22 protein-coding genes are annotated in these 23,189 nt (G+C 77.5%); 12 read left to right on the forward strand and 10 right to left on the reverse strand.

Going from position 1 to position 23,189, the window contains the following annotated elements:
- The first annotated feature begins 233 nt into the window (after window positions 1–233).
- Entirely contained in the window at window positions 234–1,850 is a 1,617-nt protein-coding gene (locus ACI8AB_RS21210; protein WP_456951756.1) for a long-chain fatty acid--CoA ligase, read from the forward strand.
- Window positions 1,851–1,859: 9 nt separating this feature from the next.
- Here the strand turns inward: ACI8AB_RS21210 and ACI8AB_RS21215 are convergent, their stop codons facing one another.
- Window positions 1,860–2,192 (reverse strand): rhodanese-like domain-containing protein, encoded by a 333-nt coding sequence (locus ACI8AB_RS21215; RefSeq protein ID WP_387990640.1) that lies wholly within the window; start codon window positions 2,190–2,192, stop codon window positions 1,860–1,862.
- Between the two features lie 64 nt (window positions 2,193–2,256).
- On the opposite strand from ACI8AB_RS21215, the gene ACI8AB_RS21220 reads away from it, so the two are divergent.
- Window positions 2,257–2,775 (forward strand): PH domain-containing protein, encoded by a 519-nt coding sequence (locus tag ACI8AB_RS21220; RefSeq protein WP_456951757.1) that lies wholly within the window; start codon window positions 2,257–2,259, stop codon window positions 2,773–2,775.
- Window positions 2,772–4,280, forward strand: a complete 1,509-nt coding sequence (locus ACI8AB_RS21225) for a PH domain-containing protein (protein WP_456951758.1) — start codon at window positions 2,772–2,774, stop codon at window positions 4,278–4,280. The genes ACI8AB_RS21220 and ACI8AB_RS21225 overlap by 4 nt, the downstream gene beginning before the upstream one ends.
- A 108-nt stretch (window positions 4,281–4,388) precedes the next feature.
- On the opposite strand, the gene ACI8AB_RS21230 is transcribed toward ACI8AB_RS21225, so the two are convergent.
- The gene (locus ACI8AB_RS21230) at window positions 4,389–5,084 is read right to left on the reverse strand and encodes a transcriptional regulator (RefSeq protein WP_456951759.1); all 696 of its coding nucleotides are present in this window, start codon (window positions 5,082–5,084) and stop codon (window positions 4,389–4,391) included.
- Window positions 5,085–5,144: 60 nt separating this feature from the next.
- Between ACI8AB_RS21230 and ACI8AB_RS21235 the strand changes: the two genes are divergently transcribed.
- From ACI8AB_RS21235 to ACI8AB_RS21245, 3 genes are all read left to right on the forward strand, one after another.
- A complete protein-coding gene (locus ACI8AB_RS21235; protein ID WP_456951760.1) occupies window positions 5,145–5,891 on the forward strand; it encodes a sensor histidine kinase in 747 nt (248 codons plus the stop codon).
- A gap of 192 nt (window positions 5,892–6,083) precedes the next feature.
- Window positions 6,084–6,947 (forward strand): manganese catalase, encoded by an 864-nt coding sequence (locus tag ACI8AB_RS21240; RefSeq protein ID WP_387990655.1) that lies wholly within the window; start codon window positions 6,084–6,086, stop codon window positions 6,945–6,947.
- Between the two features lie 111 nt (window positions 6,948–7,058).
- The gene (locus ACI8AB_RS21245; protein WP_456951761.1) at window positions 7,059–7,316 is read left to right on the forward strand and encodes a hypothetical protein; all 258 of its coding nucleotides are present in this window, start codon (window positions 7,059–7,061) and stop codon (window positions 7,314–7,316) included.
- Between the two features lie 117 nt (window positions 7,317–7,433).
- On the opposite strand, the gene ACI8AB_RS21250 is transcribed toward ACI8AB_RS21245, so the two are convergent.
- Both ACI8AB_RS21250 and ACI8AB_RS21255 read right to left on the reverse strand, forming a co-directional pair.
- Window positions 7,434–9,077, reverse strand: a complete 1,644-nt coding sequence (locus tag ACI8AB_RS21250) for a solute symporter family protein (protein ID WP_387990660.1) — start codon at window positions 9,075–9,077, stop codon at window positions 7,434–7,436.
- Entirely contained in the window at window positions 9,067–9,462 is a 396-nt protein-coding gene (locus ACI8AB_RS21255) for a DUF485 domain-containing protein (RefSeq protein WP_387990663.1), read from the reverse strand. The genes ACI8AB_RS21250 and ACI8AB_RS21255 overlap by 11 nt, the downstream gene beginning before the upstream one ends.
- 163 nt (window positions 9,463–9,625) lie before the next feature.
- Here ACI8AB_RS21255 and ACI8AB_RS21260 point away from each other — a divergent pair, with 163 nt between their 5' ends.
- Complete coding sequence (locus ACI8AB_RS21260) at window positions 9,626–10,864, forward strand: Rieske 2Fe-2S domain-containing protein (RefSeq protein ID WP_387990666.1); 1,239 nt, start codon at window positions 9,626–9,628, stop codon at window positions 10,862–10,864.
- Between the two features lie 104 nt (window positions 10,865–10,968).
- Here the strand turns inward: ACI8AB_RS21260 and ACI8AB_RS21265 are convergent, their stop codons facing one another.
- Complete coding sequence (locus tag ACI8AB_RS21265) at window positions 10,969–11,139, reverse strand: hypothetical protein (RefSeq protein ID WP_456951762.1); 171 nt, start codon at window positions 11,137–11,139, stop codon at window positions 10,969–10,971.
- Window positions 11,140–11,226: 87 nt separating this feature from the next.
- Here ACI8AB_RS21265 and ACI8AB_RS21270 point away from each other — a divergent pair, with 87 nt between their 5' ends.
- Window positions 11,227–12,462: an MBL fold metallo-hydrolase gene (locus tag ACI8AB_RS21270; RefSeq protein WP_456951763.1), complete on the forward strand. Its 1,236-nt coding sequence runs from the start codon at window positions 11,227–11,229 to the stop codon at window positions 12,460–12,462.
- Window positions 12,463–12,603: 141 nt separating this feature from the next.
- Here the strand turns inward: ACI8AB_RS21270 and ACI8AB_RS21275 are convergent, their stop codons facing one another.
- The 4 genes from ACI8AB_RS21275 to ACI8AB_RS21290 form a co-directional block, all read right to left on the reverse strand.
- On the reverse strand, window positions 12,604–12,747 hold the full coding sequence (locus ACI8AB_RS21275) for a substrate-binding domain-containing protein (RefSeq protein WP_456951794.1): 144 nt from the start codon (window positions 12,745–12,747) through the stop codon (window positions 12,604–12,606).
- Window positions 12,748–12,786: 39 nt separating this feature from the next.
- Complete coding sequence (locus ACI8AB_RS21280) at window positions 12,787–13,641, reverse strand: Fpg/Nei family DNA glycosylase (protein WP_456951764.1); 855 nt, start codon at window positions 13,639–13,641, stop codon at window positions 12,787–12,789.
- Between the two features lie 88 nt (window positions 13,642–13,729).
- Window positions 13,730–15,220 (reverse strand): NAD-dependent malic enzyme, encoded by a 1,491-nt coding sequence (locus ACI8AB_RS21285; RefSeq protein WP_387990680.1) that lies wholly within the window; start codon window positions 15,218–15,220, stop codon window positions 13,730–13,732.
- 34 nt (window positions 15,221–15,254) lie between these two features.
- The gene (locus tag ACI8AB_RS21290) at window positions 15,255–15,641 is read right to left on the reverse strand and encodes a hypothetical protein (RefSeq protein WP_456951765.1); all 387 of its coding nucleotides are present in this window, start codon (window positions 15,639–15,641) and stop codon (window positions 15,255–15,257) included.
- Between the two features lie 127 nt (window positions 15,642–15,768).
- Here ACI8AB_RS21290 and ACI8AB_RS21295 point away from each other — a divergent pair, with 127 nt between their 5' ends.
- Both ACI8AB_RS21295 and ACI8AB_RS21300 read left to right on the forward strand, forming a co-directional pair.
- The gene (locus tag ACI8AB_RS21295) at window positions 15,769–16,692 is read left to right on the forward strand and encodes a CPBP family glutamic-type intramembrane protease (protein ID WP_456951766.1); all 924 of its coding nucleotides are present in this window, start codon (window positions 15,769–15,771) and stop codon (window positions 16,690–16,692) included.
- A 36-nt stretch (window positions 16,693–16,728) separates the two neighbouring features.
- A complete protein-coding gene (locus ACI8AB_RS21300; RefSeq protein WP_456951767.1) occupies window positions 16,729–19,935 on the forward strand; it encodes a BTAD domain-containing putative transcriptional regulator in 3,207 nt (1,068 codons plus the stop codon).
- Window positions 19,936–19,970: 35 nt separating this feature from the next.
- Here the strand turns inward: ACI8AB_RS21300 and ACI8AB_RS21305 are convergent, their stop codons facing one another.
- The gene (locus tag ACI8AB_RS21305; RefSeq protein WP_456951768.1) at window positions 19,971–20,423 is read right to left on the reverse strand and encodes a DUF309 domain-containing protein; all 453 of its coding nucleotides are present in this window, start codon (window positions 20,421–20,423) and stop codon (window positions 19,971–19,973) included.
- Window positions 20,424–20,599: 176 nt separating this feature from the next.
- Between ACI8AB_RS21305 and egtA the strand changes: the two genes are divergently transcribed.
- The gene (gene egtA, locus ACI8AB_RS21310) at window positions 20,600–21,898 is read left to right on the forward strand and encodes an ergothioneine biosynthesis glutamate--cysteine ligase EgtA (protein WP_456951769.1); all 1,299 of its coding nucleotides are present in this window, start codon (window positions 20,600–20,602) and stop codon (window positions 21,896–21,898) included.
- On the forward strand, window positions 21,895–23,187 hold the full coding sequence (gene egtB, locus ACI8AB_RS21315) for an ergothioneine biosynthesis protein EgtB (protein WP_456951770.1): 1,293 nt from the start codon (window positions 21,895–21,897) through the stop codon (window positions 23,185–23,187). The genes egtA and egtB overlap by 4 nt, the downstream gene beginning before the upstream one ends.
- The last annotated feature ends 2 nt before the right edge of the window (window positions 23,188–23,189 follow it).

The following is a 23,189-nucleotide window of genomic DNA, read 5'->3' on the forward strand; positions in this document are numbered from 1 at the left end:
GGGGGCGCAGCGCGGGCCCCGGCCGCGGCCCCGGTCGGCGGCGCGGGCGCCCGCGGCGCGCCCCCCCCCCCCCCCCACCCCCCCCCCCCCCCCCCCCCCCCCCCCCCCCCCCCCCCACGGGAGCTGCGGTCGGGCGGCCCCGGCGCCCGCTGGGTCGGCACCGACGCCCTGAGGGAGCTGGAGCGGCGTACTCCGCGGTAGATCGTGAGCGCGGTCACTGGCACGATGCCGCCATGCGCGGCCTCATGCAGGACTTCCCTCTCACGATCGACGCGATCTTCCGGCACGTCGAGCAGCACTACGGCGACGGGACGATCGTCACCGGCAGCCCGACCGGACCGGTGCGCAGCACCTACGCCGAGTGGGCCGATCGGACCCGCCGGCTGGGCGGGGTCCTCGACACCCTCGGCGTCAGCGAGGACGGCCGGGTCGGCACCTTCGGCTGGAACAGCCAGCGGCACCTGGAGCTGTACTTCGCCGCGCCGGCCACCGGGCGGGTGCTGCACACCCTCAACATCCGGCTGTTCCCCGAGCAGCTGACCTACATCGCCAACCACGCCGAGGACGAGGTGGTCTTCGTCGACCGCACCGTCCTGCCGCTGTTCTGGCCGCTGGTCGACACGATGAAGACGGTCAGGCACGTCGTCGTCATGGACGACGGCGGCGACAACGAGATCCCCGACGACCCGCGCGTCCTGGACTACGAGACGCTGCTGGCCGAGGCGCAGCCGGTCGACTTCCACGTCGAGGACGAGAACCGCGCCGCCTCGATGTGCTACACGTCCGGCACCACCGGCAACCCCAAGGGCGTGGTCTACAGCCACCGCTCGACGTTCCTGCACACGATGGGCGTGATGCAGCCGAACGCCTTCGGCCTCGGCATCCAGGACGTCGCCATGCCGGTCGTGCCGATGTTCCACGCCAACGCCTGGGGCATCGCCCAGGCCGCCCCGGCCGCCGGCGCCTCGCTGGTCATGCCCGGGCCGATGATGCAGCCCGAGGCGCTGGCGAAGCTCATCGTCGAGGAGGGCGTCACCTTCACCGCCGGCGTCCCGACCATCTGGCAGGGCGTGCTGCCGCACCTGGCCGGCAAGCCGCACAAGCTGCGCGACATCGGCTGCGGCGGCTCCGCGGTGCCCAAGGCGCTGTCGGAGGCCTACCGCGAGCAGGTCGGGCTGCCGATCCTGCAGGCCTGGGGCATGACCGAGACCCACCCGGTCGCCTCCTCCGGGGTCCTGCCCAAGCGGTACGCCGACGCCGACGACGAGACCAAGGCGGCCCAGCGCGCCCGCGCCGGCATCCCGTTCCTCGGCGTCGAGGCGCGCATCGTCGACGCCGAGACCCTCGAGCCGCAGCCGTGGGACGACAAGGCCACCGGCGAGCTGCAGGTCCGCGGCCCGTGGTGCGCGAAGGACTACTACAACCCCGACGCCGGCGTCGTCCTGACCACCGACGACGGCTGGATGCGCACCGGCGACGTCGCGGCGATGGACCCCTTCGGCTCCATCCGCATCGCCGACCGCACCAAGGACCTCATCAAGTCCGGCGGCGAGTGGATCAGCTCGGTCGACCTCGAGAACGCGATCATGAGCCACCCGAAGGTCAAGGAGGCCGCGGTCGTCGGCATCCCGCACCCGAAGTGGGACGAGCGGCCGCTGGCCTGCGTCGTCCTCAAGGACGGCGAGGAGGCGACCGAGGAGGAGATCCTCGAGCACCTGAAGCCGCTGGTGGCCAAGTGGTGGATGCCCGACGCCGTCGAGTTCATCGACGAGGTGCCCAAGACCAGCGTCGGCAAGTTCTCGAAGAAGGACCTGCGCACCCGTTTCGCGGAGTACGCGCCAAGGTCCTGAGTCGGGGTCCTAGCGGACGAAGGGCGGCCGGCCGGTCTCGCTCACCAGGGGCCGGCCCGCCGCCTCCCACTCCCCCATGCCGCCGCCGACGTTCACCGCGTCGTAGCCGTTGAGGTTGAGCCACGCGGCGACCCGCGCCGAGCGCCCGCCGCTGCGGCAGACGACGTAGACCGGGTCGCCGTCGGGGACCTCGTCGAGCCGGGCCGGGACGTCGCCCATCGGGATGTGCGTGGCGCCCTCGGCGTGCCCTGCCACCCACTCGCCGTCCTCGCGGACGTCGAGGAGCACGGCGTCCTCGGGCACCTCGGCGGCGGACACGGTCGGGACCTGCTGGGGCATCATGCGCCCGATCCTCCCAGCCCCGGCGCAGGGACCCGGCCGCGCCGGGGGCTGGGAGGATCGGGCCGTGACGTCCGCTCCCCCCGCGCCCCCGGTCCGCGAGCCGGCCTGGTCGCTGTCGCGCTCGGCCATCTGGCTGTGGGTCACCCAGGGCGTCATCGGCACGCTCGTCTACGGCGTGCTCGTGGCGGCGCTCGTGCTGACCGTGCCGGCGTCGGTGGGCGGGCCGGTGCCGGTCCTGCGGTGGCTGCTGCCGGTGCTCCTGGTCGGGTACGCGGTGGTGGCGATCGGGGTGCGGCCCTGGATCCGCTACCGGGTGCACCGCTGGGAGGTCACCGCGGACGCGGTGCACACCCTCACCGGCTGGCTGAGCCGCACCTGGACGCTGGTGCCGGTCGCCCGGATCCAGACCGTCGACGTCACCCGCGGCGTGCTGCAGCAGCTCTACGGGCTGGCCAGCGTCGCGGTGCTGACCGCCTCGTCGCAGGGCACCGTCCGGGTGCCGCACCTGGAGGTCGCCGTCGCCGAGCGGGTGGCCGACGACCTGGCCCGCCGGGCCGAGCAGGTGCGGGACGAGGCCACGTGACGGACCCGGTCCTGACGGCGCCCGAGACGACCGCCCCTCGGCGCACCTCGCCGCTCGTCGTGCTCGTGCACACCGTCACCTTCCGCCAGGCCCGGCAGGTGGTGCCGGCGGCGATCCCCGTCGTCGCCGCGGTGGGCGTGGACGGGCCGGGGGTCGTCGTCGCGCTGGTCGTGGCGGTGACGGCGCTGTCGCTGCTGTTCGCCGCGCTGACGTGGTGGCGGACCACCTACCTCGACACCGCGTCCGCGGTGGTCGTCACGCGCGGCCTGCTCGCGCGGTCGGTGCGCACGGTGCCCAACGACCGGATCCGCGGCGTGGAGGTCGAGGCGCCGGCGCTGCACCGGCTGTTCGGGCTGGTCCGCGTCCGCGTCGACGCCGCGGCCGGCACGCTCACCGGCGGGGACGAGGAGGTCGTCGTCGACGGCGTCCCGCGGGCGGAGGGCGACCGGCTGCGGACCTCGGTGCTCACCCACCGGCGGGCCGCGGCGGTGTCCCCCGGCACGGACCCGTCCGCCCCGCCGCCGGCGGAGCCGGCCGAGCAGGAGCTGGCCCGGTTCGACCGGCGCTGGCTGCTGTACGCGCCGCTGGTCGCAAGCTACCTCGCCGTGCCGCTGGCCGCCGTCGGCGCGCTGTCGCGGCTGCTGCAGGAGCTGCCCCGGGACCTGCGCCCCGACCTGACCGGCCCCGACCTCACCGACGTCCGCGTCCTCGTCGTCACCGCGGTGGTCGCGGTGGTGCTGCTCGCGGTCGGGGCGGTCGCCGGGGCGGCGGTGGTCAACTGGGGCTTCCGGCTGGTGCGCCGCGGGGGCTCGCTGGTCGCCGTCCGCGGGCTGGTGACCCGGCGGCACACCGAGCTGGAGGTGGACCGGATCCGCGGCGGCACCCTCGCCGAGGGGCTGGGCATGCGGCTGGTGCGGGCCGCGCGGGTCAACGCCCTGGTCACCGGCCTGGGCGCGGCCAGCCGGCGCGGCCAGCTGTTCCCCCTGGGCCCGCGCGCGGAGGCGGTGCGGCTGCTCGGCCTGCTGGTCGACGACCCGGGCCCGCTGACGCCGCACCCGCCCGCCGCCCGCCGGCGGGCGGTGGTCCGCGCGGTCGGCACCGGGCTGCTGGTCGCCGCGGCCGGGGCCGCGCTGACGCTCCTCACCGGCTTCTGGGGCGTGCTCGCCGCCGGGATCGTGCTCACCGTGCTCGGCGTGCCGCTGGGCCTCGGCCGCTACGCCGCGCTCGGCCACGCCACCGGGCCCGGCTCGTTCAGCGTGCGCAGCGGGCTGCTGGTGCGCGAGCAGGCGGTGCTGCAGCGGCGGGCCGTCGTCGGCTGGCAGGTCCGGCAGACCTGGTTCCAGCGGCGCGCGGGCCTGGCCACCGTCGTGGCCTGCGTCGGCGCCGGCAACGGCGGCTACGCCGCGGTGGACATGGCCGCCGACGACGTCGCGGCCTTCACCGTCGCCGCGTCGGGACCGTGGGCCGCGGCGCCCGGCACGGGAGCGCCCCGCCCGACCGGCTGACCGGGGAGGTCGCTGGCCCGTCGGGGCCAGGTCACCGGAACGCGGGAGTGTCGATCATCCGCCCGGGTAGCCCGGCGCTCGATGACCGCCGCCACGCGGTACGCCCGCTCAGCGCAGGCCGCCGCCGGCCCCCTTGCCGAGGCCGACGCGGCCGGCCAGCGCGGCCGCCTCCACGCGGGTGGCCACCCCGAGGCTGCGCAGCAGCGAGGCGACCAGCCGCTTGGCGGTCCGCTCGGACACGTGCAGCGTGGTGGCGATGTCGACGGTGCTCGTGCCGTCGGCCACCAACCGCCACAGCCGGCGCTCGTCGCTGGTCAGCCGGTCGGCGACGGTCTGCTCGCCGGTGGGTGCGGCGTCGTCGAGCAGCTGGCGCAGCAGGGCCTCGGGGATGACCGACCAGCCGTCGAGCACCGACAACAGCGGGCGGACGAGGTGCTCCGGATCCGCGGACTTCGGCAGGAAGCCCGCCGCCCCCGCCCGCAGGGCCTCGAGCGCCGCGTCGGCCTCGGCCAGCCCGGACAGCGCCACCACGCGCACCGCCGGGTCGGCCCGCCGGATGGCCGCGATGGCGCGCACGCCGCCCGGGGGCGGCATGTGCAGGTCCACGACGGCGACGTCCGCGTGGTGGCGGCGCACCAGCGCGGCGGCCGCCGAGGCGTCGTCGGTGGTGGCCACCACGCGCACCCGGCCCTCACTCACACCGGGGAGCAGCAGGGACAGCCCCCGGCTGAACAACGGGTGGTCGTCCACCACGACCACGTCCACGTACGTCTGACGCCCAGCCCCGGCGTCGGTCGACCCCACGACTCTCCTCACCCGGCCCGATGCGTCCGCGCACCGGGCTCCCCGCACCCGGAGGTGCCCGTGACCCTGGCCCCCGACACACCCCGTACCGTCCGGTCCGGTTCCGGACGGCTGCTCACCGACCTGGCTCGCGTGGTGCGCGAGCACGTCGTCCGCGCCGCCCGCGGCCCGCGGCCGGGCCAGGAGCCGCCACCCACACCGGAGGGCGCGCTGCTGCGGGCGATGTGCCACGACATGCGCAGCCCGCTGGCCTCGCTGGAGGCGCTGCTCGGCTCGCTGGACCGCCAGCCCACCCAGCGCGAGGAGCTGCTGGAGCTGGCCCGCGCGCAGACCGCCCACCTGTCCTCGATGCTGCGCACCGCCGACGCCTCCGGCGGGGCGACGCGGCAGGCCCCGAGCGGCCGGCGGCTCGGCGACGTCGTCCGCGCGTCGGTGGCCGCCTCCGGGCTGCCGCTGCGGCAGCTCACCCTGGCGGTGCAGGAGTGCGCCGCCGGGGTGAACGTCGCCGACGCGCGCGTGCAGCGGATCCTCACCAACCTGCTGGAGAACGCCCACCGGCACGGCGACGGCGCCCCGGTGCTGCTCACGGCGGTCCACCGCGACCGCTGGGTCCGGCTGGCGCTCACCCAGGACGTGGCGCACCCGCAGCGGGTCGTGCAGTACCTGCGCCACGACTCGCCGCCGGTCGACCTCACGGGCCTGGGCCTGTGGTCGGTGCAGCGCCACGCGCACGACCTCGGGGGCGCCGTCGTCTGGGCCACCTCCGACGCCGGCCTCACCCTCTGCGTCCAGCTCCCCGACCGGTGAGGTCCCCCTCCTGACCGAGTCCCCTGACCTGAGCCGGCCCGCGAGGCGGCGCGAGGAGTGGGGCCCGGAGGCCGGACGACGTGGCACCGGAGGGCCACGGGACGGCACCGGCGGGCCACCCCGCGGGGGCAGATCCGGGGTGTCGCCGCAGCGGCGGCGGCGCGACGACGCAAGCCGAGTGAGGGAGAACCCGTGTTCACGCACACCCACGCCCTGCAGTACGAGGCCAAGCCCGACGGCCCCGACCCGGACTTCGCCCGCAAGATGCAGGAGATCCTGGGCGGTCAGTGGGGCGAGATGACCGTCGCCACGCAGTACCTGCTGCAGGGCTGGAACACCCGCCTGCCCGGCAAGTACAAGGACATGCTCCTCTCGATCGGCACCGAGGAGCTGGCCCACGTCGAGATGATCGTGACGATGATCGACCGGCTGCTCGACCACGCGCCGCTGAAGCCGGACTCGGCCGACCGCACCAAGGAGGCCGCGGCCGGCTACGGCCAGCACAACCCGCAGCACCTGATCCAGAACGGGCAGGGCGCGTCCTACATGGACTCGATGGGCAACCCGTGGTCCGGCGCGTACGTCACCGCCTCCGGCAACCTGATGGCCGACTTCTACTACAACGCCACCGCCGAGATGCAGGGCCGGCTGCAGGTGGCCCGGCTCTACAACATGACCGACGACCCGGGCGTCAAGGACATGCTGCGGTTCCTCATCACCCGCGACCACATGCACCAGCAGCAGTGGCTGGCCGCCGTCGAGCAGCTCAAGGAGGACGGTCTCGAGGGGCTGCCGGTGCCCGAGGCCTTCCCGCTGTCGGACGAGGTCGGCGACCTGGGCTACACCTTCATCCAGGCCTCCGACGGCCCCGAGGCCGCCAACGGCCGCTGGGCCTCCGGCCCCGCGCTCGACGGCACGGACAACCAGTTCCGTGCCGCGGCGATCGAGGCGACGGCCGACGCCCCGACGCTGGTCCCGGGCGACCCGCGGCTCTACGACACCCCGCAGACCGAGGCCCACACGCTGCTGCAGAAGGCCAAGGACCTGCTCAAGTGAGCCGCTGAACTCCCGATCACCGCGCCGTCGCCGCGCCGGCGGCCGGGCTCCCGCAGCCCGGCCGCCGGCCGGCGGGGCCGCGCCCCAGAACGGCAGTCCCCGGAGGTCCCCGTGCACCTGCCCACCCCCGCCGTCGTCCTGACGGCGGTCTACGCCGCGGCGCTCGCCGTCGCCGTGGCCGGCGCCGCCACCGGCTCGGTCCGCGAGGCCCTGGCCGGCCTGGTGGTCCTCGCCGCCGTCGTCACCCGCTGGGCGCTGCGGCGCTCCCGCCGCGCCGCTCCCTCCACCGCGGCGGCCGTCACCGCCGTCGACGCCGCGCTGCCCGACACCGCCCTCCCCGAGGCCGTGCCCGCCGCCCGCGCCGCCTGAACGCGCGAGGCGCGCGCCCCCGTCGGGGACGCGCGCCTCGGCAGGTGAGGTGCTGGAACGGCCCCCTGGCAGGGTCCCGCCCCGAGCGGAGCGAGGGGTGGGGGCCAGGAGGTCCTCTCAGTGGGCGACGGCCTTCTCCGCACCGATCCCGGTGAGCGAGCGGACCTCCAGCTCGGCGGTCTTGTCCAGGTCCGGCTTCTCCTTGGACAGGACCGTGCCCAGCCAGCCGAGGAAGAACGACAGCGGGATGGACACGATGCCGGGGTTGTTCAGCGGGAACCAGTGGAAGTCCACGTCCTGGAACAGCGACGGGGACAGCCCGGTGGCCGGGTTGACCGGCGCACCCGACACGACCGGCGAGAAGACGATCAGCACGATGCAGGCGATCAGGCCGCCGTACATCGACCACAGCGCGCCCTGGGTGGTGAACCGCTTCCAGAACAGCGTGTAGAGGATCGTCGGGAGGTTCGCCGACGCCGCGACGGCGAAGGCCAGGGCCACCAGGAAGGCGATGTTCAGCCCGGCCTGCAGGGCGAGGATGCCCAGGCCGATCGAGATCGCCCCGATGACGACGGCGGTGATGCGGGCGACCCGCACCTCGCCGTTGGGCGGCACGTTGCCCTTCTTGATGACCGACGCGTAGACGTCGTGCGCGAACGAGGCCGACGCGGTGATCGTCAGGCCGGCGACCACCGCGAGGATCGTCGCGAACGCGACGCCCGCGATGATGCCGAGCAGCACCGTGCCGCCGAGCTCGAAGGCCAGCAGCGGCGCGGCGGAGTTGACCGCACCGGGTGCGCCGAGGACGGTCTCCGCGCCGACCAGGGCGCCCGCGCCATAGCCGATGACCAGGCTGAACAGGTAGAAGATGCCGATCAGCCAGATCGCCCAGACCACCGAGCGACGGGCGTCCTTCGCCGTCGGCACGGTGTAGAAGCGCATGAGCACGTGCGGCAGGCCCGCCGTGCCGAGCACCAGGGCCAGGCCCAGCGAGACGAAGTCGAGCTTCGACGTGCTGGTCGCGCCGTACTGCGCGCCGGGCGCCAGGACGTCGCGGCCCTCGACCGCGTTGGCCTGCGCGCCGCCCAGCAGCGAGGACAGGTTGAAGCCGAACTCGCCGAGGACCCACAGGGTCATGACCAGCGCGCCGGCGATCAGCAGCGAGGCCTTGATGATCTGCACCCAGGTCGTGCCGCGCATGCCGCCGACCAGCACGTAGATGATCATCAGGGCGCCGACGAGGACCACGACCAGCGCCTGCGCGGCCTCACCGGTGACCCCCAGCAGGAGGGTCACCAGCCCGCCGGCGCCCGACATCTGGGCCAGCAGGTAGAACAGCGACACCGCGAGCGTGGAGATGGCCGCGGCGGTGCGCACCGGGCCCTGCCGCATCCGGAAGGCCAGGACGTCGGCCATGGTGAACCGGGCGGTGTTGCGCATGAGCTCGGCGACCAGCAGCAGCGCCACCAGCCAGGCGACGAGGAAGCCGATCGAGTACAGGAAGCCGTCGTAGCCGTAGACGGCGATGGCCCCGGCGATGCCGAGGAACGAGGCAGCCGACAGGTAGTCGCCCGCGATGGCCAGGCCGTTCTGGGTGCCGCTGATGTTGCGGCCCGCGGCGTAGTAGTCCGCCGCGCTCTTGTTGTTGCGGCTGGCCCGGAAGGTGATGACCAGCGTGACCAGCACGAACGCGCCGAAGATCGCGATGTTGAGCGCCGGCGTCCCGATGGTGGCGTCGGCGGCGAGCACGTCAACGGGCACGCGTGGCCCCCTTCCCGAGGTCGGTGGCGGCGCGGTGGCCGGCGGCGTACTCGTGGTGCTCGAGCCGCTCGCGCATCTCGTCGGCGATCGGGTCCGTGCGCCGGTTCGCGTGCGACACGTACACGTGGGTGATCACGAACGTCGACAGGAACTGGCCGAGCCCCAGCAGGAGCCCGAGGTTGACGTTGCCGAACACCCGGGTCGCCATGAAGTCCGGCGCGTAGGTGGAGAGCAGGACGTAGAGCAGGTACCAGGCCAGGAAGGCCACGGTCATCGGGAACGCGAAGGCCCGGAAGCGCCTGCGCAGTTCCGTGAACTCCGGCGAGTCCTGTGCCTGCCGGTACTCCTCCGGCGTCAGCAACCGCCGTTCGGCGGGTTCGGTCACGGCTGTGCCCCCTCGTGTCGACCTGTTCCGGACGTGTGACGGCGCTCACCATAGGTCGGCGACGGTTGAGTCGGAAATGATCGAGACTATCGGTGCGGAGCCGTGACCTGAGCTTCCGACCGCCGTAACGCCGCGGTAGTGCGCCGGCGGTGCACTGGACGGCATGACCGCGACGGCAGGCACGTCGACCGGACGGTCGACGGGGTGGTTCCCGGTGGCCCGCGCCACCGAGGTCGGGACGACGCCGGTGCCGGTGGGCGCCGGGGGACGCGCGTACGTCGTCGTCCGGCTGCGGCCCGGCGGGGAGGTCAGCGCCTTCCCGGCCCGGTGCCCGCACCGGCTGGTCCCGCTGGCGGCGGGTGCCGTCGTCGGGGGCCGGCTGCAGTGCCCGTACCACGGCTGGCGCTTCGACGCCGACGGCCGCTGCGTGGACGTCCCCTCCCTCGGGCCCGACGGCAGCCCGCCGCCGCGGGCGGACCTGCCGGTGCCGTGGGCGGTGGAGGAGCGGCACGGCTGGGTCTGGCTCGCGCCCGAGCGGACCGTCGTCGCCCTCCCGCCGGCCCCCGCCGCCGAGCCGGTGCCCGAGCCCGCTCCGGCCCCCGGGCCGCCGCCGGGGCCGGTGTTCGGCAACCTCGACCCGTCGCTGGAGCACGCCTGGCACCCGGTCGCGCTGTCCCGCGAGCTGCGGCCCGGCGGCTGGCTGCAGGTCCGGCTGCTCGGCCGCACGTGGGCGCTGTCCCGCGGCGCGGACGGCCTGTCGGCGGACCCGCCGGCGTGGGGCGTGCGCGAGCGGTTCGGCGTCGTCTGGCTGGCGCCGGCCGAGCCCCGCGACGTCCCGCTCGAGCTGCCCGAGGACGGCGACCGCCGCTTCGTCCGCGGCTGGCTGACGCCGGTCCGCTCGGCCGGCCCGGCCGGGCCGCTGGCCGACGCCCTCCTCGATCCCACGCACGGCCCGTTCGTGCACGGCGATCCCGAGGACGGCGCGCCGGCCCCCGAGGTGACGCCGGAGCCGGGCGGGTTCACGAGCGTGCGCGAGCAGGGCGCGACGGTGGCCACCGCCGTCCACCGCGCGCCGTTCCAGCTGCGGCGGCGGCTGGAGTCCCCGGCCTCCGGCGCGGCGACGACGACGCTGTTCCTCCTGCAGCCCGAGGACGCCGACTCCACCCGCGTCCACGCGTGCGTGCTGCTGCGCGCGGGGCACGGCGAGCCGCTGCCGGGGCCGGACGTGGTGGCCGCCGAGGTCGCCCGCACCCAGCGGGCGCTGGCCGAGGACCTCGAGCTGCAGGCACAGCTGGCCAGCACCGGGCTGCCGCTGTCGGCGCGCGACGAGCTGCACGTGCGCTCCGACCGGCACGGCCTGGCGCTGCGCCGCGCCCTGGCCGACTTCGCCGCCGGCCGCTGAGCACGATCAGGTGAGCTGATCGTGCCGCGTCCTGGCTCGGTGTCGACGGTGAGCCAGGACGCTCCGCGGTGGGCCAGGACGCTCCGCGGTGGGCCAGGACGGCGTCAGGCCGGCTCGAGCTCTTCGCCACAGGCGGGGCAGCGGGTGGGCGGGTCCTCGTCGGCCATGCGCCCGCACGCCGGGCACACCCGCGCCAGCCAGCACGCCGGGTCCCCGCCCTCGTCGTCCGGCCCGGCACCGCCGGCCGGGCCCGGCCGGACCTCCTCCTGGGACATCCCGCCTCCTCCTCGCCGTGGGGCCGACGGTACGGCGACCGGGACGGTGACGCGGGTCGCGGCGGCCGCCCGGGCGCGGCTGGGAACATGGACGTCGTGCCGTCGCCCGCCCTGCGCCGAGACCGAGCGCGCCGCACCGCCCTGACCGCCGCCGCCCTGGCCCTCCCCGCGGGCTGGCTGGCCCGCGCGCTGTGGGGGCTGCCCACGGCGATCGGTGCCGGCCGGCGGGAGATCCGGCCCACGGCGGCCGGCTCGCCGCAGTGGTCGCACGGGAAGTTCCACAACACGCTGCCCACGCCCACGCTGCCGCCGCCCAACGCCCGCCGCGGCCTGCTCCGGCAGTGGCACGACGACCGGCACGTCGGCCTGCCGGCCCGCCCGGTGCCGCTGGCCCGCCCGGAGGTCCCGGCCCAGGCCGGCGAGCTCGCCGTCACCTGGTTCGGGCACTCGAGCGTGCTGCTGGAGGTCGACGGCGCCCGCGTGCTGGTGGACCCGGTGTGGGGGCACCGCGTCTCGCCGTCGCCGGTGTTCGGCCCCACCCGGCTGCACGAGCCGCCGGCGCCGGTGGAGTCCCTCCCCCGCGTCGACGCCGTGCTCGTCTCGCACGACCACTACGACCACCTGGACCTGCCCACGGTGCGGGCGCTGGTCGAGCAGCAGGACGCGCCGTTCGTCGTCCCGCTCGGCGTGGGCGTGCACCTGCGGCACTGGGGCGTGCCGGAGGACCGCGTCGTCGAGCTGGACTGGGACGGCGCGACGACGGTCGGCGACCTGACGATCACCTGCACCGAGGCGCGGCACTTCTCCGGCCGCTACCTCACCCGCGACACCACGCTGTGGTCGTCGTGGGTGGTGGCCGGGCCGCGGCACCGCGTCTTCTTCGGCGGCGACACCGGCTACACCCCCGCCTTCGCGGGCATCGGCGCCCGGCTGGGCCGCTTCGACCTCACGCTGCTGCCGATCGGCGCCTACAACGAGGCCTGGGCGCACATCCACATGGACCCCGAGGAGGCGGTGCGCGCGCACGGCGACCTCGGCGGCGGGGTGCTGCTGCCGGTGCACTGGGCCACGTTCAACCTCGCCTTCCACCGCTGGGACGAGCCGGTGCAGCGGCTGCTCGCCGCTGCCGGGCGCTCGGACGTGCAGGTGCTCGTGCCGCGGCCTGGCCAGCGGGTCGACGTCCTGGCGCCGCCGCCGCTGGAGGACTGGTGGACCGCGGTCGGCTCGCCCGGGCCCGGCACGGGCGCGCACGACGCCGCCGGCGTGAGCGGCACCGTGCTCGCGCGGGTGCTCTCCCGGCTGATGGCCCTGCGGGCCGGCTGACGCCCAGGCGCTGCGGCGCACGACCGGCTCCGGGGGGGAGGAACACCGTCCCCTCGGCGGTCGCCCCGGTGAGCCGGGCGCGGGTGGGCACGGCCCGCACCGCCGCGCCGGCGATCCGCTCTCCCGGGTGCGTCGCCGTCGTCAGCCCGGTGACCCGACGGGGACGTCGTCGGACCCGGCGACCGCGACGTCGCCGGGGACCTGCCGGCCGTGCCGGTCCAGCACCGCCAGGGCGCCGGGGACGACCTCGTCGCAGCCGGCGAGGAGCGCGCCGGGTCCGGCCAGCGGGCGAGGACCTCCTCGGGCCCGGACCGGGGACCGCTCTCAGCGCAGCAGCTTGCTCATCCGCCGGTCGGCCAGCGGCTTGCCGCCGGTCTGGCAGGTCGGGCAGTACTGCAGCGAGGTGTCGGCGAAGCTGACCTCGCGGACGGTGTCGCCGCACACCGGGCACGGCAGGCCGGTGCGGGCGTGCACCTGCAGCCCCGACCGCTTCTCGCCCTTGAGCGTCGCCGCCGCCTGGCCGACCTGGCGCTCCAGCGCGTCGGTGAGCGTGGCCCGCAGCGCGTCGTACAGCCGGACCAGCTCGTCGTCGGAGAGCCTGTCGGCCATCTTGAACGGCGAGAGCCGGGCGGCGTGCAGGATCTCGTCGGAGTAGGCGTTGCCGACGCCGGCCAGCACGGTCTGGTCGGTGAGCGTGCCCTTGAGCTGCGCGTGCCGCCCGGCCAGCAGCGCGGCGAACTGCTCGCGGTCGACGACGAGGGCGTCGGGGCCGAGCCGGCCGATGCCGGGGACCTCCGACGGCGAGCGGACCAGGTGGACGGCGAGGCTCTTGCGGGTGCCCTGCTCGGTGAGGTCGAAGCCGTTGCCGTCGTCGAGGTGGACGCGCAGGGCGAGCGGCCCCTTGCCGGGCCTGGGCGGCGCGGTGGGCAGGCCGGTGCGCCAGTGCAGCCACCCGGCGCGGGCGAGGTGCACGACCAGGTGCAGCCCGGAGACGTCGAGGTCGAGGAACTTGCCGTGCCGGGCTGCGCCGGTGACCTCCAGCCCGGCCAGGGCCGACAGCGGCGGGTCGAACGTCTTGAGCGCCTGCAGCGCGGTCAGGTCGGCGCGCGCGACCACCCGGCCGACGGCGTTCTCGCGCAGGAACGCGGCCAGCGCCTCCACCTCGGGCAACTCGGGCACCCGGCCATGATCCCCGCCGTCGCCGCCTCCCGTCGTCCCCGGACGTGTGCACTCCCGCGGAAGTGCGCGGTGCCCGTCCGCGCGGCGCTCACCCGACGAACGACGTCCGGTCGGTGACCGTCGCGGTCGCGCCCGGCTCGGCGCGGGCGGCGTCGGCGACCGCGGCGGCCACCGCCTGCGTGACGGCGGGGTCGAACACGCTCGGGATGATGTAGTTGGCGTTGAGCTGGTCGTCGCGGACGATCGCCGCCAGCGCGTCGGCCGCCGCCAGCAGCATCCCGGTGCTGATCTCGGTGGCGCGGGCGTCCAGCAACCCCCGGAAGACGCCGGGGAAGGCCAGCACGTTGTTGATCTGGTTGGGCAGGTCCGACCGGCCCGAGGCGACGACGGCGGCGTGCTGCCGGGCCCGGACCGGGTCGACCTCCGGCGTCGGGTTGGCCATCGGGAAGACCACCGCCCGCTCGGCCATGGCGGCCAGCGCCTCCACCGGCAGCACGTTGCCGGCGCTCACCCCGATGAACACGTCGGCGCCGGCCAGCGCGTCGGGCAGCTCGCCCCGCACGCCCGCGGGGTTGGTGCGCCGCGCGAGGTCGGCCTTGGCCGGGGACAGCCGCTCGTCGTCCGGCGAGAGGATCCCCTCGCGGTCCCACACGAGCACCTGCCCGGCGCCGGCGGCGAGCAGCAGGTGCACGATCGCCGTCCCGGCGGCGCCGGCCCCGGCGACGACGATCCGCACGTCGGCGAGCCGCTTGTCCACCACGCGCAGGGCGTTGCGCAGCGCGGCCAGCGCCACGATCGCCGTCCCGTGCTGGTCGTCGTGGAAGACCGGGACGTCGAGCCGCTCGCGCAGCCGGGCCTCGATCTCGAAGCAGCGCGGCGCGGCGATGTCCTCGAGGTTGATGCCGCCGAAGCCGGGCGCGATGAGCTCGACGGTGCGCACGATCTCGTCGACGTCCTGGGTGTCCAGGCAGATCGGCCAGGCGTCGATGTCGGCGAACCGCTTGAACAGCGCCGCCTTGCCCTCCATCACCGGCAGGGCGGCGCCGGGCCCGAGGTCGCCCAGGCCCAGGACGGCCGACCCGTCGGTGACGACGGCGACGGTGTTGCCCTTGATGGTCAGCCGGCGCACGTCCTCGGGGTGCTCGGCCAGCGCCAGGCACACCCGCGCCACCCCGGGCGTGTAGGCCATCGACAGGTCGTCGCGGGTCTTGAGCGGCACCTTGGACGCCACCTCGAGCTTGCCGCCGAGGTGCAGCAGGAACGTGCGGTCGCTGACCTTGCGGACGGCCACCCCGGGCACGGCGCCGAGCGCGGTGACCATCTCCTCGGAGTGCGCGGCGTCGGCGGCCGAGCAGGTCACGTCGACGGTCAGCCCGTCGGGCCGGGAGTCGACGACGTCGATGGCGGTCACCGCGCCGCCGGCCTCGCCCACCGCCGTCGCGATCCGGCCGATGCTCGCCGGGTCGCCGTCGGCGGTCAGCCGCACGGTGATCGAGTAGGAGGCCGAGGTGACCGGCCCGCGCGGGACGGCGGCCGGCTCGCCGAGGGCGGTCGGGTCCGCTGCTGTGTCGCTGCTCACACCCCGATCGTGACACCGCCGGGCGCGCGCCGCGTCAGCCGCCGGGAACCGGCTCCAGCACGACCTCCAGGCCGCCGTCGGCGGCGGCCGCCACCAGCGCGGCCCCGTCGAGGGGCGGCGGGCCGAGCAGCGTGGCCAGGGCGGCCTGCGGCCCGGCCGGGACGGCGACGACGACCACCCGCGCCGCGGCGTCCCCGCCGCCCACCGACCAGGGCACGCCCCGCGGGCAGACGACCGCCGAGCCGGGCGGGCGCGGCCGCGCCGGCGCGGAGCCGACCGCGACCAGCGGGCGGCCGGCGGTGACGACGAGCACCACGTCGGCGCCGCGGGCCACGAGCCGGCGCGGCGGGCAGCCGGGCGGGACGGTCACCGCCTCGGCGGCGGGAGGGCCGGGCAGGGGGACGGCGTCGAGCGGCTCCATGCCCCGCACGGTGCGCCCGCGCGCTGGTGGGCCGCTGGTCCCGCCCCCGCCAGCGGCCGACCAGTCCCCGACCAGCACCGGCTCCGACGGTGGGCGCCGATCGAGACCGACCTCCCCTGGAGCCGCCATGAGCACCGCCCCGTCCCTGTCCGCCCCGTCCCCGTCCCCGTCCGCGCCGCCGGCCGCGCCGCCGGCCGCGCCCGCGGCCCGGCCGTCGCCGTGGCGGGAGATCGGCGTCTTCCTCGGCGCCACCGCCGGCCTGCTCACCCTGACGACCGCCGTCGCGGCGGCCGCGGACGCCGACGTCGCGCACGTCGACCAGGAGCCGCCGCTGGTCCAGGCGCTGCTGTTCGGCCAGGCCCTGATCCCCCTGGTGGCCGCCGTCCTCGCCCGGCTGGTCACCACCGGGACGCTGCGCCGGCCCGGCTGGGGCTTCCGCCGGACGTCGTGGCGCAGCCTCGGCACCGCCTGGCTGTGGGCCCTGCTGCCGACGCTGGCCGCCGGCGGCCTGCTGTGGGCCACCGGGCTGGCCGGCTTCGCCTCCGAGGGGCTGACGCCGACGGTGGCGCTCGGCCTGACGGTGCTGGTCCTGCCCTACGTCGCCCTCGCGCTCGCCGAGGACGTCGGCTGGCGCGGCCTGCTGGTGCAGCGCCTGGCCGAGGTCGCCGGCCCGCGCACCGTCGTCCTGGTCAGCGGGCTGGCCTGGTCGCTGTTCCACTGGCCGCTGGTGCTCTTCCTCGGCGGCGCGCCCGCCGGGATCCCGGTGCCGTTCGCGCTGCTGTGCCTGACCGTGGGCACCACCTCGCTGGGCGCCGCGCTCGCCTCGATGCAGCTGCGCTGGGGCATCTGGCCCGGCGTGCTGGCGCACGCGGTGCTCAACGCGCTGCTCTACCACGTGCTCGCGCCGCTGACCGCCGACAGCGGGCCCACCGAGTGGTTCTCCACGGAGACCGGCGCCGCGGGGGCCGTCACGCTGCTGCTCGCCGCGCTCGGCTGGTGGCGGGTCGCGCCGCTGCGCCGGTCCCCCGACGGCGGCACGCGAGCCGCCTGAGCCCGGGAGGGCCCGGACCACCTACCCTCCCCGGCCGTGGACCTGCGGCTGGACGTGCTCGGGCCGACGCGGCTGCTCCGCGACGGCGCCGCGGTGGACCTCGGCGGGCGCCGGCCCGCCGAGGTCCTCGCGCTGCTGGCCGCCGCCGAGGGCCGGACCGTGCCGGCGGCCGCGCTGGCCGACCGGCTGTGGCGCGGCAGCCCGCCGGCCACCGCGACGACGACCCTGCAGGGCCACGTCAGCCGCCTGCGCCGGCTGCTGGACCCCGGCCGCGGCGCCCGGGACGCCGCCGTGCTGGTCACCCGCGGGGACGGCTACGCGCTGGTCCTGCCGCGCACCGCCGTCGACGCGCACGCCTTCGCCGACCTGGTCACCGCCGGCACCGCCGCCGACGACCGGGAGGCCGCCCGGCTGCTCACCGAGGCGCTGGCGCTGTGGCAGGACCGGCCCTACGCCGACGTCGCCGACGTGGAGGGCGTCGTCCCGGCGGTGGCGCGGCTGGAGGAGCTGCGGCTGGTCGCCGTCGAGCGGCTGGCCGAGGCCCGGCTGGCGCTGGGCGCGGGCGCGGAGCTGGTGCCCGACCTCACCGCGGCGGCCGCCGTCGCCCCGCTGCGGGAGCACACCGCGGCGCTGCTGGCCCGGGCGCTGTACCGGGCCGGGCGGCAGGGTGACGCGCTGGACGTGCTGCGCCGCACGCGGGAGCGGGTCGCCGACGAGCTGGGCCTGGACGCCTCGGCCGAGCTGCGCGACGTCGAGGCCGCCGTCCTGCGGCAGGACGCGGCGCTGGCCGGCCCGGCGCGGACCCCGGCACCCGCCGCCGTGCCCGCGCCGCGGGCCGAGCCGGCCGGGGACGGCTTCGTCGGCCGGCCCGGCGAGCTCGCCGCGCTGGCGGCGGCGTGGGCGGCCGCGGGCGCGGGCCGCGGCACCGCCGTCGTCGTCACCGGCGAGCCGGGCATCGGCAAAACCCGGCTGGTCGAGGCGTTCGCCGCCCGCGCCGGGGCCGCCGTCCGCTGGGGGCGGTGCGCCGAGATCGGCGGCGCACCGCCGTACTGGCCCTGGCAGCAGGTGCTCGGCGGACTGCCCGAGGCGGCGCTCGGCGCGGACACCGGCGCCCGCTTCGCCCTCGGCCTGGACACCGCCCGCCGGCTGCACGCCCTCACCGCCGAGCGGCCGCTGCTCGTCGTCCTCGACGACCTGCAGTGGGCCGACCGCGACTCCCTGCACGTGCTCGAGGTGGTCCTGTCCCAGCTGCACGGCAGCCGGCTGCTGCTGGCGGTGACCTGCCGCGAGGAGGCCACCGCCGACCCGGTGCTCGCCCGCGTGCTGGGCCTGGCCGCCCGGCTGCCCGGCGCGCGGCGGCTGCGGCTGGCCGGGCTGGCCGCCGACGAGGTCGCCGACCTGGTCACCGGGCTGCGCGGGGACGCCCCGGCCGGCGCCGTCGTCGCCGCGCTGGCCGAGCGCACCGGCGGCAACCCGTTCTTCGTCACCGAGCTGGCCGCGCTGCCGCCGTCGGCCGGGGAGGCCGTGCCGGCCGGGGTCCGCGACGTCGTCCGGCTGCGGCTGGCCGCGCTGCCCGCGCCCGCGCGCGACGCGCTGGCCGCGGCCGCCGTCGCGGGCCGGGACGTGCCGGTCGGCCTGCTGGCCGCCGTCGTGTCCGGCGACGACGGCGGGGTGACGACGGCGCTGTCCGCGGGCCTGCTGGTCGAGACCTCCCCCGGCCGGGTGCGCGTGGCGCACGACCTGGTGCGCGAGGTGCTGCTGACCGACCTCGGGCCGGTCGAGCGGGCGCGCGTGCACGGCCGGACGGCCGACGTCCTGGAGGCCGGGCCCGCGGCGGCGACCGCGGCCGGCGCCATCGCGGTGCACCGCAGCGAGGCCGCGGCGGGCGGGCCGGACCCGGTGGCCGCCCGCGCGTGCCTCCGGGCCGCCCGCGAGGCGCTGGACCGGGCCGGCGTGGAGGAGTCCGCCGCGCTGGCCGACCGGGGGCTCGCGCACGTCCCGCCCGGGGAGGCGGCACTGGCGGCGGACCTGCACCTGCTGCGCGGCCGGGCGCTGCGCCGGCTGGGGCTGCTGGAGGAGAGCGGCGCGGCGCTGCGCGCGGCGGCGGACCTCGCCCGCGGGATCGGCGACGCGCCGCGGCTGGCCCGCGCCGCCGTCGCCTCCGCCGGCGGCGGGCTGGGTGGCTACTGGGCGTCGGTCGGCGCGCCGGCGGCCACCGACGTCGCGCTGCTGGAGGAGGCCGCGGCCGGCGCCGACGCGCTGCCGCCGGAGCTGGCCTCGGCCGTCCTCGCCGCGCTGGCTGTGCAGCGGTCCTCCACCGGCGAGGCGGGCGGCCGGGAGCTGGCCGACCGCGCGCTCGCCGCGGCCGGCGACGTCCCGTCCGCGCGGCCGCGGGCGCGGGTGGCCCGGTTCGTGGCCGACTGGACGCCGGCGCACGCGGCGCAGCGGGTGGAGCTGGCCCGGGCGCTGTTGCGCGAGTCGGCCGGCGACCCCGCCGCCGAGGCCACCGCCCTGCACCTGCTGCGCTGCGCGCTCACCGAGACCGTGCAGGCCGACGAGGCCGCGGCGGTGTCCCGCCGGTTCACCGAGCTGGCCACCCGGCGCGGCGACGGCGACCTGCTGCAGCTGGACGCCTGGTGGTCCGCGGGGCTCGCGCTGGCCCGCGGCGACGCCGACGGCGCCCGCCGGCTGGCCGACGCCGCCGTCCGCGAGGCGCCGACCACCTCCCCGGCCGCCGCCGACGTCACCCGGATGTCGCGGCAGACGATCGAGGGCATCGCCGCCTGGCACGAGCGCCGGATGGGCGCGCTGGTGCCCGAGGTGGTCGACCTCGCCGCGACCGTCGACGCCGGGTTCCTGTCGGTCCTCGCGCTGGCCCACGCCCAGGCCGGGCGGCGGGAGCAGGCGCACGCCGTCGTCGCGCGGTGGCTCGCGTTCCCCGCGCACGGCGCCCGCGAGCCGGTGCGGGCGGTGCTGCTCGCCGACGCCGCCCTGGAGCTGCGCGACCGCGACCTCGCCGCCGCGCAGCTGCCGGCGCTGGAGAGCTACGGCGACACCGTGGTGGTGCTGTGGGCGGGCACGACCGTCCTCGGTCCGACCGCGCTCTACCGCGGCGGCGTGCTCGGGCTGCTCGGCCGGCCGGGCGCGGCGGCGGAGCTGCGGCGGGCGCTGGAGATCTGCGACGCGTTCGGCTTCGCGCCGTTCGCCGCCCGTGCCCGCGCGCTGCTGGCCGAGCACGGCTGACCCACCGTGCACGTCCGCGGACGCGCCCGGTGGGGTCAGTCCCGGCCGCGCAGCCGGAACGGCCGGTCGGCGGCGAGCGGCTCCCGCGCCCAGGCCACCAGGCCCGCGACGTCGATCCCGTGCGGCGGCGCGGTCGCGTAGGGCGCCACGTTGCCCGCGCCGCGCTCGACCAGCCGGGCGGCGCCGCGCCCGTTGCCGCGGGCGGCGTGGGTCAGCCCGACGGCGAGCTGCGCCAGCCCGCGCCACAGCTGCCGCTCGTGCTCGGGCGCGGCCTTCCACGCGTCCTCCAGCACCTCGTGGGCGTGGAACGGGCGCCCGGCGTCGAGCAGCCGCTGCGCCTCGGTCAGCGCCTCGTCCGGCGTGCGCGGCACCCCCTCCGGCGCGCGCTCCTCGCCCACCGCGCCGCGGGGCAGCGGGCGGCCGAGGGCGTCGCGCGGCCGGGCGTTGCGGGCCCGCCCCGCGGTGTCCCGGTCCCGGGGGGCATCCACCGGACGATCCTCGCGCGAACACCGGACGACGGCGCGGTGCGTCCTCCGGCCCCGGGGGTTGTCACAGGCGCCGTGTAGTGCATGGATGTCAGCCGAGGACGGCCCCTGCGCGAGGCCGCCCCCGCACCGACCCGCGGTCGTTCGCGACCGGTCCGGACCTGGAGGGGGTGGGCCCCGTGGGCCCTGCCGTCGAGGAGCGCACCGCGCTCGACCTCGAGACCGCCGTCGCCACCGTCGCCGCCACCGCGCTGCGGCCCGGTCCGGTCGGCCGGGTCGGCCTGGAGCTCGAGGCGCACCTGGTCGACCTCGACGCCCCGGCCGCCCGGGTGCCCTGGGACCGGGTGTGCGCCGCGGTGGCCGGGGTGCCGCCGCTGCCCGGCGGCAGCCGGGTGACCCTGGAGCCCGGTGGGCAGGTCGAGCTGTCCGGGCCGCCGCTGCCCGGCGCCGCGGCCGCGGTGGCCGCGCTGCGCGCCGACCGCGCCGTCCTCGCCGCCGCGCTGGCCCCGCGCCGGCTCGGGCTGGCGCCGGTGGGCGCCGACCCGCTGCGCCGCCCGGCCCGGGTGAGCCCCGCGCCGCGCTACCGCGCGATGGAGCGGCACTTCACCGCCGTCGGCTGCGGCCCGGCCGGGACGGCGATGATGACCGCGACCGCGTCGCTGCAGGTCAACCTGGACGCCGGCCCGCGCAGCGGGTGGAGCCGCCGCGTGGCGCTGGCCCACCAGCTCGGCCCGGTGTTGGTCGCCGTCTCGGCGTGCTCGCCGCTGCTCGGCGGGCGGGTCACCGGCTGGCGCTCGTCGCGGCAGCAGGTGTGGGGCGCCCTCGACCAGGCGCGCTGCGGCCCCATCCTCGGCGGCGCCGACCCGGCCGGCGAGTGGGCGGCGTACGCGCTGGCCGCGCCGGTGATGCTGGTCCGCGACCCGGACACCGGCGACGCCGAGCCGGTGCTGACCCGCACCTGCTTCGCCGACTGGGTGACCGGCGCGGTCCCGCTGGGCGGGCGCCGGCCCACCCCGGCCGACCTGGACTACCACCTGTCCACGCTGTTCCCGCCGGTGCGGCTGCGCGGCTACCTGGAGATCCGCTACCTCGACGCCGCCCCCGAGCCGTGGTGGCCGGCGCTGGCCGCGGTCACCGCGGCGCTGCTCGACGACCCCGCCGCCGCCGACGCCGCCGCCGAGGCGACCGCGCCGGTCGCCGGCGCCTGGACCCGCGCCGCCCGCGAGGGGCTGGCCGACCCGGAGCTGCGCGCCGCCGCGGTGCGCTGCCTGGCCGCCGCGCTGCCCGCCGTCGACCCGGACCTGCGTGACGACGTCGCCGCGCTCGCCGGGCTGGCCGGGCGCGGCCGCGGCCCCGGCGACGTCCTGGCCGGCGCCGCCGGCGCCGGCGGCCCCGCGGCCGCCCTGGCCGCCGCCACCGAGACCGCCCCGCAGACCGCCACCGGGACCGCCCCCGTCGACCCGGAGGTGCACCCGTGAGCACGACGCACGAGCGGCTCGCCCGCGAACTGGAGACCGCCCGGCAGCGGACGCTGCTGCTCACCGACCTCGACGAGCCCGAGCTGCTGCGCCAGCACAGCCCGCTGATGAGCCCGCTGGTGTGGGACCTCGCGCACGTCGGCCAGCAGGAGGACCTGTGGCTGCTGCGCCACGGCGACGCCCGCCGCGCCGGCCTGCTCCCGCCCGCCGTCGAGGCGCTCTACGACGCCTTCACCCACCCGCGCGCGGTCCGGGACCGGCTGCCGCTGCTGCCGCCGGTGGAGGCGCGCTCGTTCGTCGCCGAGGTGCGCGGCCGGGTGCTCGACCGGATCGGGCGCGCCGGGCCGGACGACGACCCGTTCGACGTCGCGATGGTCGTCAGCCACGAGGCCCAGCACACCGAGACGATGCTGCAGACCCTCGGGCTGCGCGTCGGTCCGCCGGTGCTGGGCACGGGCGGCCCGCTGCCGGCCGGCCGGCCCGGGGTGGCCGGGACGTCGGTGCCCGTGCCCGCCGGGCCGTTCGTGATGGGCGTGGACGCCGCCGACGAGCCGTTCGCGCTGGACAACGAGCGCGGCGCGCACGTGGTCGACGTGCCCGCCTTCCGCATCGGCCGGGTGCCGGTGACCAACGCCGAGTACGCGGCGTTCGTCGCCGACGGCGGCTACGACACCCCCGGCTGGTGGTCGCCGCGGGGCTGGGCGCACCGGCAGGAGGCCGGGCTCGAGCGGCCGCTGTACTGGGGCCCGGGCGGCACCCGCACCCGCTTCGGCGTGCTCGAGGACGTCCCGCCCGACGAGCCGGTCCAGCACGTCACGTTCTTCGAGGCCGAGGCGTACGCGGCGTGGGCCGGCGCCCGGCTGCCCACCGAGGCGGAGTGGGAGAAGGCCGCCGCGTGGGACCCGGCGACCGGCCGCCGGCGCCGCTGGCCCTGGGGCGACGGCGGCCCGACGCCGGCGCTGGCCAACCTGGGCGGGTCGGCGCTGCGCCCGGCGCCGGTGGGCGCCTACCCGGCGGGTGCGTCGGCGTACGGCGTGGAGCAGGCGGTCGGCGACGTCTGGGAGTGGACGTCGTCGGGCTTCGAGGCCTATCCCGGGTTCACGCCGATGCTCTACGCCGACTACTCGGCGCCCTTCTTCGGCGGCGACTACCGGGTGCTGCGCGGCGGCTCGTGGGCGGTGGACCCCTCCATCCTGCGGCCGTCGTTCCGCAACTGGGACCACCCGGTGCGGCGGCAGGTGTTCAGCGGCATCCGGCTGGCGTGGGACGTCGACGAGGCGGGTGCCTGACC

The sequence above is a fragment of the Geodermatophilus sp. SYSU D00698 genome, assembly GCF_054050335.1.

Excerpts from the sequence above, each read along its gene's own strand:
- ACI8AB_RS21260 (WP_387990666.1), top strand. The coding sequence starts at position 9,626 with ATGACCGCGACGGCAGGCACGTCGACCGGACGGTCGACGGGGTGGTTC.
- ACI8AB_RS21270 (WP_456951763.1), top strand. The coding sequence starts at position 11,227 with ATGGACGTCGTGCCGTCGCCCGCCCTGCGCCGAGACCGAGCGCGCCGC.
- ACI8AB_RS21210 (WP_456951756.1), top strand. The coding sequence starts at position 234 with ATGCGCGGCCTCATGCAGGACTTCCCTCTCACGATCGACGCGATCTTC.
- ACI8AB_RS21265 (WP_456951762.1), bottom strand. The coding sequence starts at position 11,139 with ATGTCCCAGGAGGAGGTCCGGCCGGGCCCGGCCGGCGGTGCCGGGCCG.
- ACI8AB_RS21295 (WP_456951766.1), top strand. The coding sequence starts at position 15,769 with ATGAGCACCGCCCCGTCCCTGTCCGCCCCGTCCCCGTCCCCGTCCGCG.
- ACI8AB_RS21215 (WP_387990640.1), bottom strand. The coding sequence starts at position 2,192 with ATGATGCCCCAGCAGGTCCCGACCGTGTCCGCCGCCGAGGTGCCCGAG.
- ACI8AB_RS21290 (WP_456951765.1), bottom strand. The coding sequence starts at position 15,641 with ATGGAGCCGCTCGACGCCGTCCCCCTGCCCGGCCCTCCCGCCGCCGAG.